Source organism: Sphingomonas sp. (genome assembly GCF_964263785.1).
Lineage (GTDB): Bacteria > Pseudomonadota > Alphaproteobacteria > Sphingomonadales > Sphingomonadaceae > Sphingomonas.
The window spans coordinates 25,059-39,688 of the sequence record NZ_CAXVWL010000026.1 but is presented as its reverse complement, the minus strand read 5'-3'; the positions used below and the strand labels follow the sequence as shown (position 1 = coordinate 39,688).

Genomic DNA, 14,630 nt, shown 5'->3' with positions numbered 1-14,630 from the left:
TTCATGGAATTCGTGCCGCAGGAATTCGCCAGCTTCATGACACAACGGCTCGACGCCCGCCCCGAGCCCGTCCGTATTCTGGAGGTCGGCGGGGGCGCGGTCAGCCGGGTCCCGCACGACGATGCGCAGGTGACGGTCCTCGATTGCTCGCCGGACGCGCTTGCCCGCAACACCGGTGCCGTCGAAACGCTGGTCGGCGATGCGCAGGTGTTCGAATACGGCGAACGCCGGTTCGACGTAGCGGTGTTCTGGAACGTGCTGGAACACATCGCGGTGCCGGAGGCGGCGGTGGAGCGGGCGGCGCAGAGCCTGGACGATGGCGGCATGATCGTCGTGCGCGGTCCGGACCTGGGTTCGTTGAAGGCGGTCATCACCCGGTTCACCCCGCATTGGGTGCATGTCCTGTTCTACCGGTGGGTGCTGGGTATCGCCGATGCCGGAACCGCCGGTCGCCCGCCCTGCCGGGTCGAGCACGATGGGCACGCGGATCGCGTGGCGTTGATCGCGCTGTTCCGCCGGCTCGGGTTCACCATGCAGTACGAACAGCGCTATGTCGGCGATCAAGTGCTCGAACTGGAACGATTCTCGCGCCTGGCGTTTCGCCTGTACGCGGGCGCGGCGGCACTGGTTCGGTTGCTCACCTTCTCGCGCTACGGAACGCGCGAGACCGAGTTCATCCTCGTGGCGCGCAAGGCCCTGCGCGCCTGATCCGACGCGTCGGGATCACCACCAGACGTCGGGCCGCGCCGAGAACCCCGCGCGCGCCTCGATCGCCAGCCCGGCATCGAGCACGCCCTGTTCGTCCAGCGGCCGGCCGATGATCTGCAAGCCCAGCGGCAAGCCAGCCGCGTCCAGCCCACCGGGCACGCTCATCGCAGGCAATCCGGCCAGACTCGACGGCACCGTAAACACGTCGTTGAGGTACATAGCCAGCGGATCGGCCGACTTCTCCCCCAGCGCGAACGCCGCCGACGGCGCGGTCGGGGTCAGCAGCACGTCGCAGGTCTCCCACGCACGTTCGAAGTCGCGCGCGATCAACGTGCGGACCTTCTGCGCCTGAGTATAATAAGCGTCGTAGAAGCCCGCCGACAGCACGTAGGTGCCGATCATGATCCGCCGCTTCACCTCCGCGCCGAAGCCGTCGGCACGAGTCGCGGCGTACATGTCCTGCAACCCGGCCCCCTCCGGCAGATCGCGCAGGCCGTAACGGACGCCGTCGTAGCGCGCGAGGTTGGACGATGCCTCGGCGGGCGCGATGATGTAATACGCGGGCAAAGCGTATTTGGTGTGCGGCAGCGAGACGTCGACGATCTCGGCGCCCGCATCGCGCAGCCAATCGATCCCTTGCCGCCAAAGCGCGTCGATCTCGCCCGGCATGTCGTCGACGCGATACTCCCTGGGAATGCCGACGCGCTTGCCCCGCATGTCGCCCGACAGCCCGGCTTCCCAATCCGGCACATCGATCGGCAGCGAGGTCGCGTCGCGCGTGTCGAAGCCCGCCATCGCGCCGAGCAGCACCGCGCAGTCGCGCACGTCGCGCGCCATCGGCCCGGCCTGATCGAGCGAGGAGGCGAAGGCGATCGTCCCCCAGCGCGAGCAGCGGCCGTAGGTCGGCTTGATGCCGCTGATGCCGGTGAACGCCGCGGGCTGGCGGATCGAGCCGCCGGTGTCGGTGCCGGTCGCGCCCGGGCAGAGCCGCGCAGCGACCGCCGCCGAACTGCCGCCAGAAGACCCGCCGGGCGCTATGGGCGCATTACCGCCGTCGCTGCGCCGCCACGGCGAGATCACGTTGCCGAACGCGCTGGTCTCGTTCGACGATCCCATCGCGAACTGGTCCATGTTCAGCTTGCCGAGCATGCCAGCGCCCGCATCCCACAGATTCTGCGAGACGCGGCTCTCGTACGGCGGCACGAAGCCTTCGAGGATGTGGCTCGCCGCGGTGGTCGGCACGCCGTTCGTGCAGAACAGGTCTTTCATCCCGATCGGCACGCCCGCGAGCGGCTTGGGCGCTTCGCCGGCCGCGCGTGCCGCATCGGCCGCATCGGCGGCGGCCAGCGCATGATCGGGGGTTTCGACCAGGAAGGCGTTGAGCAGCTTGGCGTTCGCGACCTTGGCAATAAAACCTTCCGCCACTTCGCGTGCGGTGAAGTCGCCACTGCGCACCCCGTCGCGGATCGCGACGACACCCAGATCCGTCAGGTCGGTCATTCGATCACCTTGGGCACGGTGAAAAAGCCGTGCTCGGCCTGCGGGGCGTTCTTCATCAGCAGGTCGCGGATACCGCCGTCATCGACGATGTCGTCGCGCAGCCGCAGATGGTTGGCGATCACCGCGGTCATCGGCTCGACCCCGGTCGTGTCGACCTCGCCCAGCTGCTCGATCCAGCCGAGAATGTTGTTGAGCTCGGGGACGAGCCGCGCGGCATCGTCGTCGCCGATGGCGATCCGCGCAAGGCTCGCGATCCGTTTGACGGTTGGGGTATCGACTGACATGGCGCGCGGCTAGCACCGCGTGGCTCGGGCGCGCAACCGCTTAAGGAGGCCGAAGGTTTGGCGCGCAAGTTTCTCTACGTCATCGCGTTCCTGATCGTGCTGACCATCGCGGGCGCGATCGCCTACAGCGTGGCGGGTAACCGTATCATCCGCTGGTGGGCCGTACCGAGTGCGAAGTTCGAGGCGCTGCCGAGCGTCGGCGCACAGGCCTATGCCGATCGCCGGATGTGGATCGCGCGCCCCGACCTGCCCGGCAATCCGGCGCAATGGACCCCCGCGGGATACGCCCCGGGCAAGAATCCGAAGGCCGCGGTGTTCTTCATCCACCCCACCTCGTTCCTCGGCACCGCGCGTTGGAACGCAGCGCTCGACGACCGCGAGAGCAACGACCGCGCCGCGCTGTTCCTGCGCGGCCAAGCGAGCGCGTTCAACGCGGTCGGCGCGATCTGGGCGCCGCGATACCGGCAAGCGACCTTCGGCGCCTTCCTGACCGATATCGCCGCCGCCAACCAGGCGCTCGACCTTGCGTACCGCGACGTGGCGGCGGCGTTCGACGCCTTTCTGGTCCAGGCGGGCGACCGGCCGATCATCCTTGCCGGGCACAGCCAGGGTGCGCTCCACCTGACGCGGCTGCTGCGGGAGAAGGTGGCGCGCGATCCGGCGCTCAGGAAACGCATCGTCGCCGCCTATGTCGTCGGTTGGCCGGTGTCGCGGACGACCGACCTGGCGGCGATCGGCCTGTCCGAATGCCGCGCCGCCGACCAAACCGGGTGCCTGCTGTCGTGGCAGAGTTTCGCGCCCCCGGCGGACCCGTCGCTAATCGTCGACACGTTTGATGCGACCACCGGCTTCGACGGGCGATCGCGCAAGGGCACGCCGATGGTCTGCACCAACCCGCTGACCGGCACCGCCGACGGCGCGGCACCGGCCGCCGCGAACGCGGGCACATTGTTCCCCTCGAGCGACTTGTCGACCGCGACGATCGCGGCGGACAAGGTGGGGGCGAAGTGCGAGGGCCGCGGGTTCCTGATGCTCGACACGCCCGTCGACCTCGGCCCGTACCTGCTGCCCGGCAACAACTATCACGTCTACGACTACAGCTTGTTCTGGGCCAACGTGCGCGCCGATGCAGCGCGGCGACTGGCCGCGTTCCGGTGATCGGCACGAGACAGCACGATTTCCGCAAGAGGCTCCCCGAAGGCGGGCGGCTGCTTGGGCTCGACGTCGGCACCAAGACCATCGGCACCGCCTTGTGCGACGCGGGCTGGTCGTTCGCCAGCCCTGCGCTGCTGATCCGCCGGACGAAGTTCCAGAAGGACAAGGCGGCGCTTGCCGAGCTGATCGGCGCACAGGCGGTGCGCGGGCTGGTCATCGGCCTGCCGATCAACCTCGACGGCTCCGAAAGTCCGCGCAGCCAATCGACCCGCGCCTTCGCGCAGAACCTCAAGGATCTAGGCCTGCCGATCCTGCTTTGGGACGAACGCTGGTCCACCGTCGCGGTCGAGCGGACGATGATCGAACAGGACATGAGCCGCGCCAAGCGGGCGACACGGGTCGACAATCTGGCCGCCGCGCACATCCTGCAAGCCGCGATCGACGCGCTGACGATGGGCTGAGCCGCCGCTGTCCTACACGCGGCGTCCGTGGCATGCAGCCGCCATGCCCGCCCTACCGCCTCTGCCCATCTGTTTCCCCCACCCGGTTGTCGCCCGCTGGGCGGGACGCTTCACGTGTCAACCAGTGTCAACGTCCATCGGTCGCGCGCGCATTCGGGCGACCGTCACGGCGCGGCGCGTACGCGTCAACCAGTGTCAACGTCGATGCCCTCGGTCGCCTGAACCGATACCGTTGCTACGCGTCAACCGGTGTCAACGTCGCGGCGGATTGCGCTGGCCATGACGACGCTCTCCGACTACCCGGCCGGTCCGATGCAACGCTCGGACAACCGCCCCGGCACGCTGATCGAAGGCGGCGCCGTCTTCCCGCACCGGCACCTCACCGGGATCGACGGCCTCCAGCCGCACGAAATCGCGTTCCTGCTCGACGAGGCCGAGCGCTGGGTCGAGGCCAACCGTACCCACGCCGCACCCGACAAGCGCTTGGCAGGGCTGACCCAGATCAACGCATTCTTCGAGAACTCGACCCGGACACTGCTCAGCTTCGAGATCGCGGGCAAAAGGCTGGGTGCCGACGTCGTCAACATGCATGCCGCGCAATCGAGCGTGAAGAAGGGCGAGACGCTGATCGACACCGCGCAGACGCTGAACGCGATGCGCGCCGACGTGCTCGTCATCCGCCACATGGCGAGCGGCGCGGTGCGGCTGATCGCGGACAAGGTCGACTGCCCGGTGCTGAACGCCGGCGACGGCTGGCACGAGCACCCGACCCAGGCGCTGCTCGACGCGCTGACGATCCGGCGGCGGTGCGGCGGCATTCACAACCGGCGGGTGGTGATCTGCGGCGACGTGCTCCACAGCCGGGTCGCGCGATCGAATATCCTGGCGCTGACCGCGCTCGCCGCGGAGGTGCGGGTGTGCGCGCCCTCCACGCTGATGCCCGCGGCGATCGAGCGGATGGGGGTGGAGCCGTTCACCGATTTCGACGCCGCACTGATCGGCGCCGACGTGGTGATGATGCTGCGTGTGCAGACGGAACGGATGAGCGGCGGCGAAGTCCCGTCCACCCGCGAATACCGGCTGCGCTACGGCCTGACCGCCGATCGGATCGCCAGGCTACCGGATGCGCTCGTCATGCATCCCGGACCGATGAACCGCGGGGTCGAGATCGACTCGAGCGTCGCCGATGGCAGGCAGTCGGCGATCACCGAGCAGGTCGAGATGGGGGTCGCGGTCCGCATGGCCTGTCTCGACGTGCTGACCCGGCGCGCGCGCGGGGTGGCGGGGTGGGCATGATGCTGGCGCTCCTCGATGCCACGGTCGTCTACCCCGTAAGCGGCGTGCGCAGCGGCGGCGTGCTCGTCGATGGCGACACGATCGTCGCAACCGGGGTGTTCGACGTGCCCTCTCACGCGGCCGTGGTGGACTGCGGCGGCAAGACGCTGGCGCCGGGCATCGTCGATCTGGGCGTGTTCGCGATCGACCGTGCGGCCTTTCGCGCGGGCGGGATCGTGCGCGTCGGGCTGATGCCCGATCAGACGCCGGTGCTCGACGATCCCGGCATCGTCCAGCGGTCCGCGCTCGTCGGCAAGCCCGATCTGTGGATCCACCCCATCGCCGCCGCTACGCGTGGACTGGCGGGAGAAGCGCTCGCCGAGATGGCGGTGTGCGCGTCGGCGGGTGCGAAGGCGGTCGGCACCGGGCGCACGTGGATCGCGGATGCAGGGGTGATGCACCGCGTCCTCGCTTATGCCCGCGACCTCGGCCTGACGGTGATCGCGCATGCCGAGGACGGCGGGCTGGCCCGCGGCGCCGTCGCGACTGCGGGCGAGACCGCGACCCGGCTCGGCCTGCCCGCTGCTTCGGCGATCGCCGAAGCGCTGGCGGTTGCGCGTGACCTGATGCTGGCGGAGGAGACCGGCGCTCGGCTCCACCTGCGTCAGGTGACGACCGCGGCGGCGCTGGACCTGGTGCGCGCGGCCAAGCGGCGCGGCGTCGCGGTGACGTGCGGGGTCACCCCCGCCCACCTCCACTTGTCCGACATCGCCATGAGCGATTTTCGCACCTTCGCGCATCTGTCGCCGCCTCTGCGCGCCGAGCCGGACCGCCAGGCGACGCTCGCGGCAATCGCCGATGGGACAATCGACGTGCTGTGTTCGGGCCACGATCCCCACGGTCCCGAAGCCAAGCGACTGCCTTTCGTCGATTCGCGCGCCGGGATGGCGGGTGCGGAAACGCTGCTGCCGCTCGCGCTGATGCTGGTACGCGACGGCCACGTCACGCTCGAGCGGCTGTTCGCCCTGCTCGCCGCCAACCCCGCGCGGGTGCTGGGCGTGGAGACGGGCACGCTAGAAGCCGGACGCCCCGCCGACCTCATGCTGTTCGACTCGCAGACGCCCTGGCGGATCGACGGCGATGCGTTCCGCGCCTCGGCGGGCAACACGCCGTTCGACGGCTTGCCCGTCCAGGGCCGCGTGCTGCGCGTCTGGAAAGGGGGATGCGAGATTTAGCGCGAGGCGAGTTGCGTCGGCTTTGCCGCCCATTGCGCGACGCGGTCCCCCGCACCGGCGCGCACGAAGCACGCGCCGCCGGTCGAGCGATAGCGGCGGCACAGCGCATCGGCCTCCGGCCGCACGAAGCCGCCGAACGCCAGGCGATACACCGCGCCGCCCTTTGCGACGAAGCGCGCGTTGGTCGGGGTGCGTGCGGCGAGTGCGGGCATACGGCGGGTGGCGTGGCGCCAACCGTCGCGCGCGACTGCGACGTTGCGGAACGCGCCGACCTGGACGTACCAGTTTCCCCGCACGGCCATCGGCGGCGCGACGCGGGTCAGCGCGACCTTGAGTGCGCGCATCTGGGCGCGGATCAACGGTGCAGGGGCAGCGACCCGAACCGGGGTCATCGCGCGCTCGGCAAGACGGACGTCGGCGGGCGTTGCGGGCATGGGCGGCAATGCGGCGAGCGCAGCTTCGGCAACCGCCATCGGCTCGGCGGGTGCTGCGGGTGCATCGGCCTGCACGACCGCCTGCCCGAGCGCCACCGGCGCGACGAGCGCGAGCGCGACCGGCTGCCCCGGATCCTGCGCCACGTGGACGCCGAGCAGCGCGGCGACCTGATCCGACGCGGTCGCCGGTTTGGCGAAGGCGGCCCATTGCTCCAGCCGGGCATCGACATCGGCCGGCGACATGTCGGCGCTGGCGACGACCCGCGCGCCCTGCCACTGGCCGGCGAGCGCCAGCGCCAGCGCCAGGTTCTGGCGAGCCTTGGGCGTCGATCCGCCCGAACGGACGGTCTCGGTCAACATCGCGACGCCGCCCGCGGGATCGCCCGCGAGCGCCAGCGCGAGTCCCCGGTCTGCCGCGGAAATCGTCGCCGTGTGCGCCGCCAGCGTCTGGCGCGCCGCGTCCCAATCGCCGACCGCGATCTGCGCCAGCGTCAGGTTGAGCGCGATGCGGCCGTCGCCGGGCGACAGCGCCAGTGCGTCGGTGAAGGCGGTACGCGCCGAGGCGAAGCGACCCGCTTTCAGATATCCCTGCCCCAGCAACGCACGGTAATCGGCGTTGTTGGGCATCAGCGCCACCGCGCTCTCGGCGGCGGTCACGCCTTGCGCGGCATTGCCCTTGGCGAGTGCCCGTGTGGCGCGATCGGCGTTGCGCGCCGCCAGCTTTGCCGCAGCAGCGGCCTCGCCGGTTCCGGCCGAAGCCAGGCCGCCGCGGGTGGCGGTGCAGCCGACGGTCGTTCCGCCCAGGACCAGGGCGGAGAGACCGAGCGAGAGGATCATGCGCGTCTTCATCGGAAAAATCCTTACCGATTGGAGGGCGAAACACCGGCGACGAGCGCGTCGAGGCCGGGCATTTGGGCGAGAAAGGCGTCGAGCGCTTCGCCGACGATCTGCTGGCCCGAGCGATTGGCGACCGCCGACGCGAGCCGCAGCCGCAGGTGGCGCTCGGGATCGAGGCGCAGCGTGAAGGCGGCCTTGCCCGTCCGCGTCTGCTGTGCCGATTCGCGTGCAACACGGGCGACCGTGGCGGTGCTGATCGGCGCAGCGACAGCCGGGACCGGCGCGGCCTCTGCCGAAGCGGACACCGATGCGGCAACCTCTTCGGCCAGCGCGGCGCGCTCCACCAGCACAGGCGGCACGACGGCGACATGAACCGCGGGCGCGGCGTGTCCCATGTCGTTCCAGCCGAGATCGTCGATTGCGACGCCTTGCGGGCGCATTGCGGGGCGCGCGTGGCCCTTGCGCGCGAGCAGCGTCGAGGACAGGCTGGCCAGCGGCTTGGCGCTGAACATCATGCCACCACGCGGCGGCCGAACCCGCCGCCTGCGGTCCGCGGCACCGCGCTGGGCACCGCGAACACGGTGCGCCGGAAATTCTTTTCGAGCCGGTCGGAGACATACGTCCACAGCGCGGTGATCTCGGCGGCGGACTTGCCGTTCGGATCGACCTCCATGACGGTGCGGCCGTCGATCATCGACGCGGCGAAATCGACACGCTGGTGGATTGTCACCGGGGCGACCGTGCCATGCTGCGACAGCGCCACCGCGGCATCGGCGGTGATGCGGGCGTGCGCGGTCGCGGCGTTGACGACGAAGATCAGCGGCTTGCCCGCGCGGTCGCACAGATCGACGGTCGCGCCGACCGCGCGAAGATCGTGCGGGGACGGCCGGGTCGGCACGACGACCAGTTCGGCGACTTGGATCACGCTCTGGATCGCCATCGTGATCGCAGGCGGCGTATCGATCATCGCCAGCTTGAAGCCCTGTTGCCGCAGCATCTCCAGATCGGCGGCGAGCCGCGCGACGGTGGTCTGTGCAAATGCGGGAAATTCGTCTTCCCGCTCGTTCCACCAGTCGGCCAGCGACCCTTGCGGATCGATGTCGATCATGACGACCGGGCCATGGCCCGCTCGCTGGGCCTGAACGGCCAGGTGCCCGGACAAGGTGGTCTTGCCCGATCCACCCTTTTGTGATGCCATCGCCAGTACGCGCATGGTTTGGCCGAACTCCCCGTCGTGGACGAGACGATTTCGCACGATGGGGTTAGGATGCGGTTAACGCGGCCCGGCCCATGGGGACTTTGCCGCCGCCCCGTTTGCGGGCATGATCGCGGCGGACAGGCTGGCGGCGGGGGCGGATATGCGTGGGTTGGCGATGACGATGGTCGCGGGAGCGATGCTGGCGGCGGTGCCTGCGGCCGCCGACGTCAAGGCGGGCGTCGATGCCTGGGCCAAGGGCGATTTTTCCCGCGCGGTCGAGGAATGGCGCGGGCCCGCGATCGCGGGCGATGCCGATGCGCAGTTCAACCTGGCACAGGCCTACAAGCTCGGGCGCGGCGTGCCGGTCGATCCGGCGCTCGCCGAAAGCTGGTTCCGCAAGGCGGCAATGCAGGGGCATGTGCAGGCGGAGGACAATTACGGCCTCGCGCTGTTCCAGAACGACAAGAAGGCCGATGCGGTGCCGTGGCTGGAGAAGTCGGTCGCCCGCTTCGAACCGCGCGCGCAACTGGTGCTCGGCACGATGCTGTTCAACGGCGACGGGGTAAAGCGCGACTATCCGCGCGCCTACGCGCTGATGACTCGCGCGTCGGCAAAGGGCCTCGATTCGGCGTCGGCGACGCTGGCGCAGATGGACCAGTACATCACCCCGGCGGACCGCGAGCGCGGGGTGGCACTGGCGCGGCAATATGAGACGCAGGCGCGCGCGATGCCGCCCGCCGCTGCCGACAGGGCGACGCGGGTGTCGGACGGGTCCGACAAGCAGCAGCCCCCGGCACCACCGCCGGTGCGGGTGGCAGCGGTGCCTGCCCGCCCCGTAAGGGAGGCGCCGGTACGGACGCTTCCGGGTGCTCCGCCACGACCGGCTCGCGACGCCGCGCCCCCGCTCCGCCAGCCAGCGGCTGCGCCCACCGGCGGCTGGCGCATCCAGCTCGGCGCGTTCCGCGACCGCGCCAACGCCGAGGCCCTTTGGCGCCGCGTCGCCGGACGGCTCAAGGGCGCGTCGCCGTCCTATGTGGCGGGTGGCGGGATGACCCGGTTGCAGGCTGACGGATACCCCTCCAGGGCCGCCGCCGCGAACGCATGCGCCACCGCCAAGGTGGCCGGTTCGCCGTGCGTGGTCGTCGCGCCATAGGCTGACCCGGAAGGATCATGAACGTTCACGCCGAGACCGCCGGTGTACGCGGGTGCAATGGCGGTCAACGTGATCGGGACCGCTAGCCTATACGAGCCTGAGCCACGAAAAACGACTCACAGCCGTTCGTGCTGAGCGAAGTCGAAGCACATGCCCCGCGCCAGCCTTCATCCATGCCCTTCGACTGCGCTCAGGGCGAACGGGGTTCGGCCGTTTCCGCGCCGAATCACTCCGTCCGGACCGACCATGACGTCGAGTGCATCCTCTCCGACGTCGCAAGTCTAAGCGGCAGCGTCCTCGGCGACCAGATCGCGCTCGCCGGGGTGCCGATCGAGGTAGGCAGCGACGAAAGGACAGGACGGAACGATGCGCAAATCCCGCGCGCGCACGTCCGCCAGAACGGCTGCGATCAGGCGACTTGCGACGCCGTGACCCTCCTGCGCGGGTGGGACCGCGGTATGGGTGAGGACAAGGATATCGCCGCGCCGCTCATAGGCGGCGATTGCGGGACCATCCGGCGTCGCAAGTTCGTAGCGTTGCCGCGATGCGACGTCGCGAACCTCGGCGTCTTGCGTATCGTCGGTCATGCGAACTCTCCCCACGATCGGCTGATCGTGGAGAAAGAACGCCGTTCACGCCGCTTGGCTGCGGCTCACGCCTGCTTGACGAATTCGACGCGGCGGTTGGCGGGTGCGGTCGCGCGGGTGCCGCGAATTGGGCGGTCGGGACCATAGCCCTTGGCGGACAGGCGGCTCGAATCGACGCCCTGGGTGACGAGGTAATCGACCACCGACTGCGCCCGCGCTTGGCTGAGCGTCATGTTCTTGTCGTGGGTGCCCGTCGCGTCGGTGTGGCCCTCGATCGCGAAGCGCATGCCCGCCATCTGTGGTGCCGACATCGCCTGCGCGAACGCGCGTGCCTCGGCCTGCGCCTGCGGGGTCATCGTCGCCGACCCGCGCTGGAAGGTGACGAGCATGTCGAGGCCGCCGCCGGGCCGGACCTTGGGCGCCGGTGCCAACGCGAAGCGGCTGGTCGTGGTACGCGTCGAAGCCATCGTGCGGGCGCGCGGGCGCGGCATCGGTGCGGCGGCGGCACGCGCCGGGGGCGCGGCGTTGGCGGCGGGGGCTGCTCGCGCCAGGCTGAACGCCTTTTCGTCGCCCACCTTGACGCGGTCGCCCGCGGCGGCCTGGGTATCGCAACTGCCCGTCATCGCGCAGATGATCCCCTCGGGCGTATTCTTGGCAGTCTGGGCGAGCGCCGCCCCCGAGAAGCTGACACCGATGCCGGCAAGTACGATCACGATCGGACGCATGTTCCATATCCCCTGCGTAGAGCCTATGCGAAGGCTTCGTTGCTACAGCCGACGATAAAGCATTGCGGCTCGACTTACAATCGTGTCGCAGTTCAAGCGTTGCGCAAGCAGACGCGCGCGCTATCACCGGCAAGCGCATGACTTTAATCCTTTCCCTAAGCCGTGGCCGCGCCGCTCAGGGCGTGCCAACCACCATCCCGTTGGATGCAAACGACATCGTCGTTGGCGCCGCGCCCGACTGCGACTGGCGACTCGAAGACGGGGTCGCGCCGCGTCATTGTCAGTTCGGTTTTCGCGGCGGCGCCTGGCTGGTCGTCGACCTGGGCGGGGGTACGCGGCTCAACGGCCAGCCGCTGGATCGACCTTCGGGGATCGGCGTCGGCGACGTGCTGAGCATCGGTGCGTGCCAGATCACCGTCGCCGACGCAGCCGTCGCCCTGCCCCCGAGTACGGGTCCGGGCGACGCGCTGCTCGCCGCCGCCGGCCTGACTCGCGCGCAGGTGCCCGGCAGCGACCCTGCCCTGATCGCCGCAGCGGGTGCGCTTGTCCGCCACTTGGTCGCCGGCATGGTGGACCAGCTCGCGCAACGCGCCCGCGCCAAGGCGCAGATGGGCGCGGAGGCGACCCAATTCGCCTTCGGCCCGCAGAATCCGCTCAAGACCCTGCCCGCCGATCGTGCGCTTGCCGCCCTCCTGACGCCGCCCGCTCCCGCAACGATGCCCGCCGATCGCGCGGTCGCCGACGCGTTCGCCGATCTGGAGGCGCATCAGGCCGCAACCTTGGGCGCCATGCAGCAGGCGCTGGCGTCGACGCTGGAACGATTCTCCCCATCGTCGATCCGCGCCCGCGCGACGAGCGGCGGACTGATGGCGCGCGTCCTGCCGGGCGCGAAGGAAGCGGCGTTGTGGCAGGCGTACGAGCGCGAGTTCGACGGGGTGGCCAAGGGATCGAGCGACGCCTTCGTCGAACTGTTCGCCGACGAGTTCAAGCGCGCGTATCAGGCGGTCAGTTCGGCACCTCGTCGACCATCTTGAACCACACCATCTCGGATTTCCAATGGCCTGCGGCAGCGGCGGCGGCGAAGCGCTGCGGCCAGTCCGCGGCGCGGACGCCGGTGGTGCTGGCGACCAACTCGTCGGAGAAGCCGCCATCGCCGGTGAGGAGCAGATAGCCCGACCAGCCGCTGTTGTTCGAATCGATCGTGAATCGGTACTTGCCTCCGCCCAGGTCGGAGATCGGCACGCCGGTTTTGGGGAAGGCGTCGAACATCTTGCGGTCGGTCATGACCGGCGAGATCGCGCCGCTGGGTTCGAGCCCGTACAGCGCGAAGTCGCGAACCCCCGACAGGTCCAGGTTCATGATGGTCTTCGCGCCGATCTGACCCGCAAAAGTGCTGCCCGCTTCGAGCCTGGCCATCTCGAAGGTCCGCTGGGGTACCGAAAGGTGCACCGGCCCATCGGCACGAATCGCACGAAACGCGTTGATGGCGCTGCACTCGCTGGCGCTGACCGGAGCGACGTCGGAGAAATCGGCGGAGCCGAGCGCCGTGCCCGTGCCCTCGACCACCTTGGCGATCGCCGCTTGCGCCTCGGCGGGGCGCCCCGCCACGCCCATCAGCTTCAGCGTCATCGCCGCGCCGCCCGACGCCTCGTTGGCAAGATCGAGCCAGGAGCAGTCGATTTGCGGCAGCGCGGCGGTCACCGCGGCGACCGCTCCGGCGGCGGATGGCTTGGCGGGCGCTGCCGAAGCTTCGGTATTGGTGGCCGTCGCGTCGGGCGCAGCATCGCCGCCGCGAGTCGCGAACCACGCGCCGCCAGCGACCATCATCAGCGCCGCCGCGGCCCCGGCTGCGATCATCGGCTTGGGAATGCCCGATTTCGCCGCCGGATCGCGCACCGGCTTGGGCGCGGCGACCTTGGCGGGCTTGGGCGCCTTCTTCGGCTTGTCGACGGCGACGGCGGCCGTCGGCGCGCCCGACAGCGCCGCCAGCACCGCGTCCATCGAGCGCAGCCGATCGGCTGGGTTGGGCGCCAGCATCGCGCCGAGCACCGGCCGCAGCCCCGCCGGCGCCTTGTCGAGCGAAACCCCCTTGCGCCGCTTGTCGATCGCATCGACGAAACTGCCGCCCAGGTCGATGCCGCCGCCGCCCGCGACCGCCAGGATCACCAGCGCCAGGCTGTAGACGTCGGTCCACGGCCCGACCTCACGGTTGAAGTCGCCCAGTTGCTCGGGTGCGACATACGACAACTTGCCCGCGAACCCTTCGCCGATGATCGTCTTGGAGCCGGGATCGAGGTCCTTGGCGATGCCGAAATCGATGATCCGCGCCTTGCCGAGCTCACCGTGTTCGAGCAGCACGTTGTCGGGCGAGATGTCGCGGTGGATCGCGCCGAGCGCGTGCGCGGCCTGCAGCCCTGCTGCCAAGCGCTTCAACAAGGCGACGAGATCGGCTTCGTCGGCCTTCACCGTGCCGAGCACATCGTCGAGGTTGCTGCCCTCGATGAACTCGGTGACGATGTAGAGGACGCCGAGCTGCGGCTCCTGCGCCAGCACTCGGTATTGGACGAGCGCGGGATGCGACAGGCGCGTGAGGGTGCGTGCCTCCTTTCGGAACATCGCCTGGACGTTGGGATCGGCGGCGAGCGCGGGAAGCATCACCTTGATCGCGACCCGCTCGTCGCTGGTGACGTTGCAGCCCTCGAACACCTCGCCCATGCCGCCGCGCGCGAGGAAGCGCTTCACCTCGAAGATATGGTTGAGCACGTCGCCCGGCTGGATCCGCCCCACATCGGTGCGCGGCGCCATCTGTGTATAGCCGGTCGGTGGCAGCGATGTCGCACCTGCGGGTGGTTGCGAGACCGGCGGTTGCGAGACCGGCGGTTCGGGCGGTGCCGGTACGCTACCTGACGCGGGGACGAAAACGGTGCGATCGTCGTCGGTCATGGCGTCGCGAAACGCCCATCAACCGTGCGTCCGGTCGCCAATGCACCCCGCTCGCTCATCCTGCCGCCGCATCCCCGTTGCATTGCCCCGCCGTAGGGGTAGCGCCGCTGAGCGCACGCTGCAATCCTCTCCCAA

Annotated in this window: 15 protein-coding genes; 7 read left to right on the top strand and 8 right to left on the bottom strand. The window is 69.8% G+C overall.

Annotated features, from left to right (window positions below):
• Positions 1–3 precede the first annotated feature (3 nt).
• On the top strand, positions 4–708 hold the full coding sequence (locus ACE5C1_RS04035; RefSeq protein ID WP_374942777.1) for a class I SAM-dependent methyltransferase: 705 nt from the start codon (positions 4–6) through the stop codon (positions 706–708).
• Positions 709–723: 15 nt separating this feature from the next.
• On the opposite strand, the gene gatA is transcribed toward ACE5C1_RS04035, so the two are convergent.
• Positions 724–2,208: an Asp-tRNA(Asn)/Glu-tRNA(Gln) amidotransferase subunit GatA gene (gene gatA, locus ACE5C1_RS04030; RefSeq protein WP_374942776.1), complete on the bottom strand. Its 1,485-nt coding sequence runs from the start codon at positions 2,206–2,208 to the stop codon at positions 724–726.
• Positions 2,205–2,492 carry an Asp-tRNA(Asn)/Glu-tRNA(Gln) amidotransferase subunit GatC gene (gene gatC, locus ACE5C1_RS04025; RefSeq protein WP_374942775.1) on the bottom strand — a complete coding sequence of 96 codons (288 nt, stop codon included), beginning with the start codon at positions 2,490–2,492 and terminating at the stop codon, positions 2,205–2,207. Before gatC ends, gatA begins: the two co-directional genes overlap by 4 nt.
• A gap of 57 nt (positions 2,493–2,549) precedes the next feature.
• Here gatC and ACE5C1_RS04020 point away from each other — a divergent pair, with 57 nt between their 5' ends.
• The 4 genes from ACE5C1_RS04020 (at position 2,550) to ACE5C1_RS04005 (ending at position 6,618) form a co-directional block, all read left to right on the top strand.
• A complete protein-coding gene (locus ACE5C1_RS04020; protein WP_374942774.1) occupies positions 2,550–3,650 on the top strand; it encodes a DUF3089 domain-containing protein in 1,101 nt (366 codons plus the stop codon).
• Positions 3,647–4,108: a Holliday junction resolvase RuvX gene (gene ruvX, locus ACE5C1_RS04015; RefSeq protein ID WP_374942773.1), complete on the top strand. Its 462-nt coding sequence runs from the start codon at positions 3,647–3,649 to the stop codon at positions 4,106–4,108. The genes ACE5C1_RS04020 and ruvX overlap by 4 nt, the downstream gene beginning before the upstream one ends.
• A 312-nt stretch (positions 4,109–4,420) precedes the next feature.
• On the top strand, positions 4,421–5,404 hold the full coding sequence (locus ACE5C1_RS04010) for an aspartate carbamoyltransferase catalytic subunit (RefSeq protein WP_374942835.1): 984 nt from the start codon (positions 4,421–4,423) through the stop codon (positions 5,402–5,404).
• Positions 5,404–6,618 (top strand): dihydroorotase family protein, encoded by a 1,215-nt coding sequence (locus tag ACE5C1_RS04005; protein WP_374942834.1) that lies wholly within the window; start codon positions 5,404–5,406, stop codon positions 6,616–6,618. Before ACE5C1_RS04010 ends, ACE5C1_RS04005 begins: the two co-directional genes overlap by 1 nt.
• Here the strand turns inward: ACE5C1_RS04005 and ACE5C1_RS04000 are convergent.
• The 3 genes from ACE5C1_RS04000 to ACE5C1_RS03990 are packed head-to-tail and all read right to left on the bottom strand — an operon-like array spanning position 6,615 to position 9,102.
• On the bottom strand, positions 6,615–7,901 hold the full coding sequence (locus ACE5C1_RS04000; protein ID WP_374942772.1) for a tetratricopeptide repeat protein: 1,287 nt from the start codon (positions 7,899–7,901) through the stop codon (positions 6,615–6,617). The two genes, ACE5C1_RS04005 and ACE5C1_RS04000, sit on opposite strands and share 4 nt — an antisense overlap.
• A gap of 11 nt (positions 7,902–7,912) precedes the next feature.
• Complete coding sequence (locus tag ACE5C1_RS03995; RefSeq protein ID WP_374942833.1) at positions 7,913–8,401, bottom strand: hypothetical protein; 489 nt, start codon at positions 8,399–8,401, stop codon at positions 7,913–7,915.
• A complete protein-coding gene (locus ACE5C1_RS03990; RefSeq protein WP_374942832.1) occupies positions 8,401–9,102 on the bottom strand; it encodes an AAA family ATPase in 702 nt (233 codons plus the stop codon). The genes ACE5C1_RS03995 and ACE5C1_RS03990 overlap by 1 nt, the downstream gene beginning before the upstream one ends.
• Before the next feature lie 109 nt (positions 9,103–9,211).
• Between ACE5C1_RS03990 and ACE5C1_RS03985 the strand changes: the two genes are divergently transcribed.
• Complete coding sequence (locus ACE5C1_RS03985; RefSeq protein WP_374942771.1) at positions 9,212–10,240, top strand: SPOR domain-containing protein; 1,029 nt, start codon at positions 9,212–9,214, stop codon at positions 10,238–10,240.
• A gap of 281 nt (positions 10,241–10,521) precedes the next feature.
• Here ACE5C1_RS03985 and ACE5C1_RS03980 read toward each other — a convergent pair whose 3' ends face one another.
• Together ACE5C1_RS03980 and ACE5C1_RS03975 are read right to left on the bottom strand one after the other, a co-directional pair.
• Positions 10,522–10,827 carry a GNAT family N-acetyltransferase gene (locus tag ACE5C1_RS03980; RefSeq protein ID WP_374942770.1) on the bottom strand — a complete coding sequence of 102 codons (306 nt, stop codon included), beginning with the start codon at positions 10,825–10,827 and terminating at the stop codon, positions 10,522–10,524.
• A 65-nt stretch (positions 10,828–10,892) separates the two neighbouring features.
• Positions 10,893–11,552 (bottom strand): OmpA family protein, encoded by a 660-nt coding sequence (locus ACE5C1_RS03975; protein WP_374942769.1) that lies wholly within the window; start codon positions 11,550–11,552, stop codon positions 10,893–10,895.
• A 182-nt stretch (positions 11,553–11,734) separates the two neighbouring features.
• On the opposite strand from ACE5C1_RS03975, the gene tagH reads away from it, so the two are divergent.
• Positions 11,735–12,586, top strand: coding sequence for a type VI secretion system-associated FHA domain protein TagH (gene tagH / locus ACE5C1_RS03970; protein WP_374942768.1), 852 nt, complete (start codon positions 11,735–11,737; stop codon positions 12,584–12,586).
• On the opposite strand, the gene ACE5C1_RS03965 is transcribed toward tagH, so the two are convergent.
• Positions 12,558–14,495, bottom strand: coding sequence for a serine/threonine-protein kinase (locus ACE5C1_RS03965; protein WP_374942767.1), 1,938 nt, complete (start codon positions 14,493–14,495; stop codon positions 12,558–12,560). The genes tagH and ACE5C1_RS03965 overlap by 29 nt on opposite strands.
• Between the last annotated feature and the right edge of the window lie 135 nt (positions 14,496–14,630).

What these genes read in the sequence shown, in the direction of transcription:
- ACE5C1_RS03965 (WP_374942767.1), bottom strand. Translation starts at nt 14,495, where the DNA reads ATGACCGACGACGATCGCACCGTTTTCGTCCCCGCGTCAGGTAGCGTA.
- ACE5C1_RS03980 (WP_374942770.1), bottom strand. Translation starts at nt 10,827, where the DNA reads ATGACCGACGATACGCAAGACGCCGAGGTTCGCGACGTCGCATCGCGG.
- ACE5C1_RS04035 (WP_374942777.1), top strand. Translation starts at nt 4, where the DNA reads ATGGAATTCGTGCCGCAGGAATTCGCCAGCTTCATGACACAACGGCTC.
- ACE5C1_RS04005 (WP_374942834.1), top strand. Translation starts at nt 5,404, where the DNA reads ATGCTGGCGCTCCTCGATGCCACGGTCGTCTACCCCGTAAGCGGCGTG.
- ACE5C1_RS03990 (WP_374942832.1), bottom strand. Translation starts at nt 9,102, where the DNA reads ATGCGCGTACTGGCGATGGCATCACAAAAGGGTGGATCGGGCAAGACC.
- ACE5C1_RS03995 (WP_374942833.1), bottom strand. Translation starts at nt 8,401, where the DNA reads ATGTTCAGCGCCAAGCCGCTGGCCAGCCTGTCCTCGACGCTGCTCGCG.
- gatC (WP_374942775.1), bottom strand. Translation starts at nt 2,492, where the DNA reads ATGTCAGTCGATACCCCAACCGTCAAACGGATCGCGAGCCTTGCGCGG.
- ACE5C1_RS04000 (WP_374942772.1), bottom strand. Translation starts at nt 7,901, where the DNA reads ATGAAGACGCGCATGATCCTCTCGCTCGGTCTCTCCGCCCTGGTCCTG.
- gatA (WP_374942776.1), bottom strand. Translation starts at nt 2,208, where the DNA reads ATGACCGACCTGACGGATCTGGGTGTCGTCGCGATCCGCGACGGGGTG.
- ACE5C1_RS03975 (WP_374942769.1), bottom strand. Translation starts at nt 11,552, where the DNA reads ATGCGTCCGATCGTGATCGTACTTGCCGGCATCGGTGTCAGCTTCTCG.
- ACE5C1_RS03985 (WP_374942771.1), top strand. Translation starts at nt 9,212, where the DNA reads ATGATCGCGGCGGACAGGCTGGCGGCGGGGGCGGATATGCGTGGGTTG.
- ACE5C1_RS04010 (WP_374942835.1), top strand. Translation starts at nt 4,421, where the DNA reads ATGCAACGCTCGGACAACCGCCCCGGCACGCTGATCGAAGGCGGCGCC.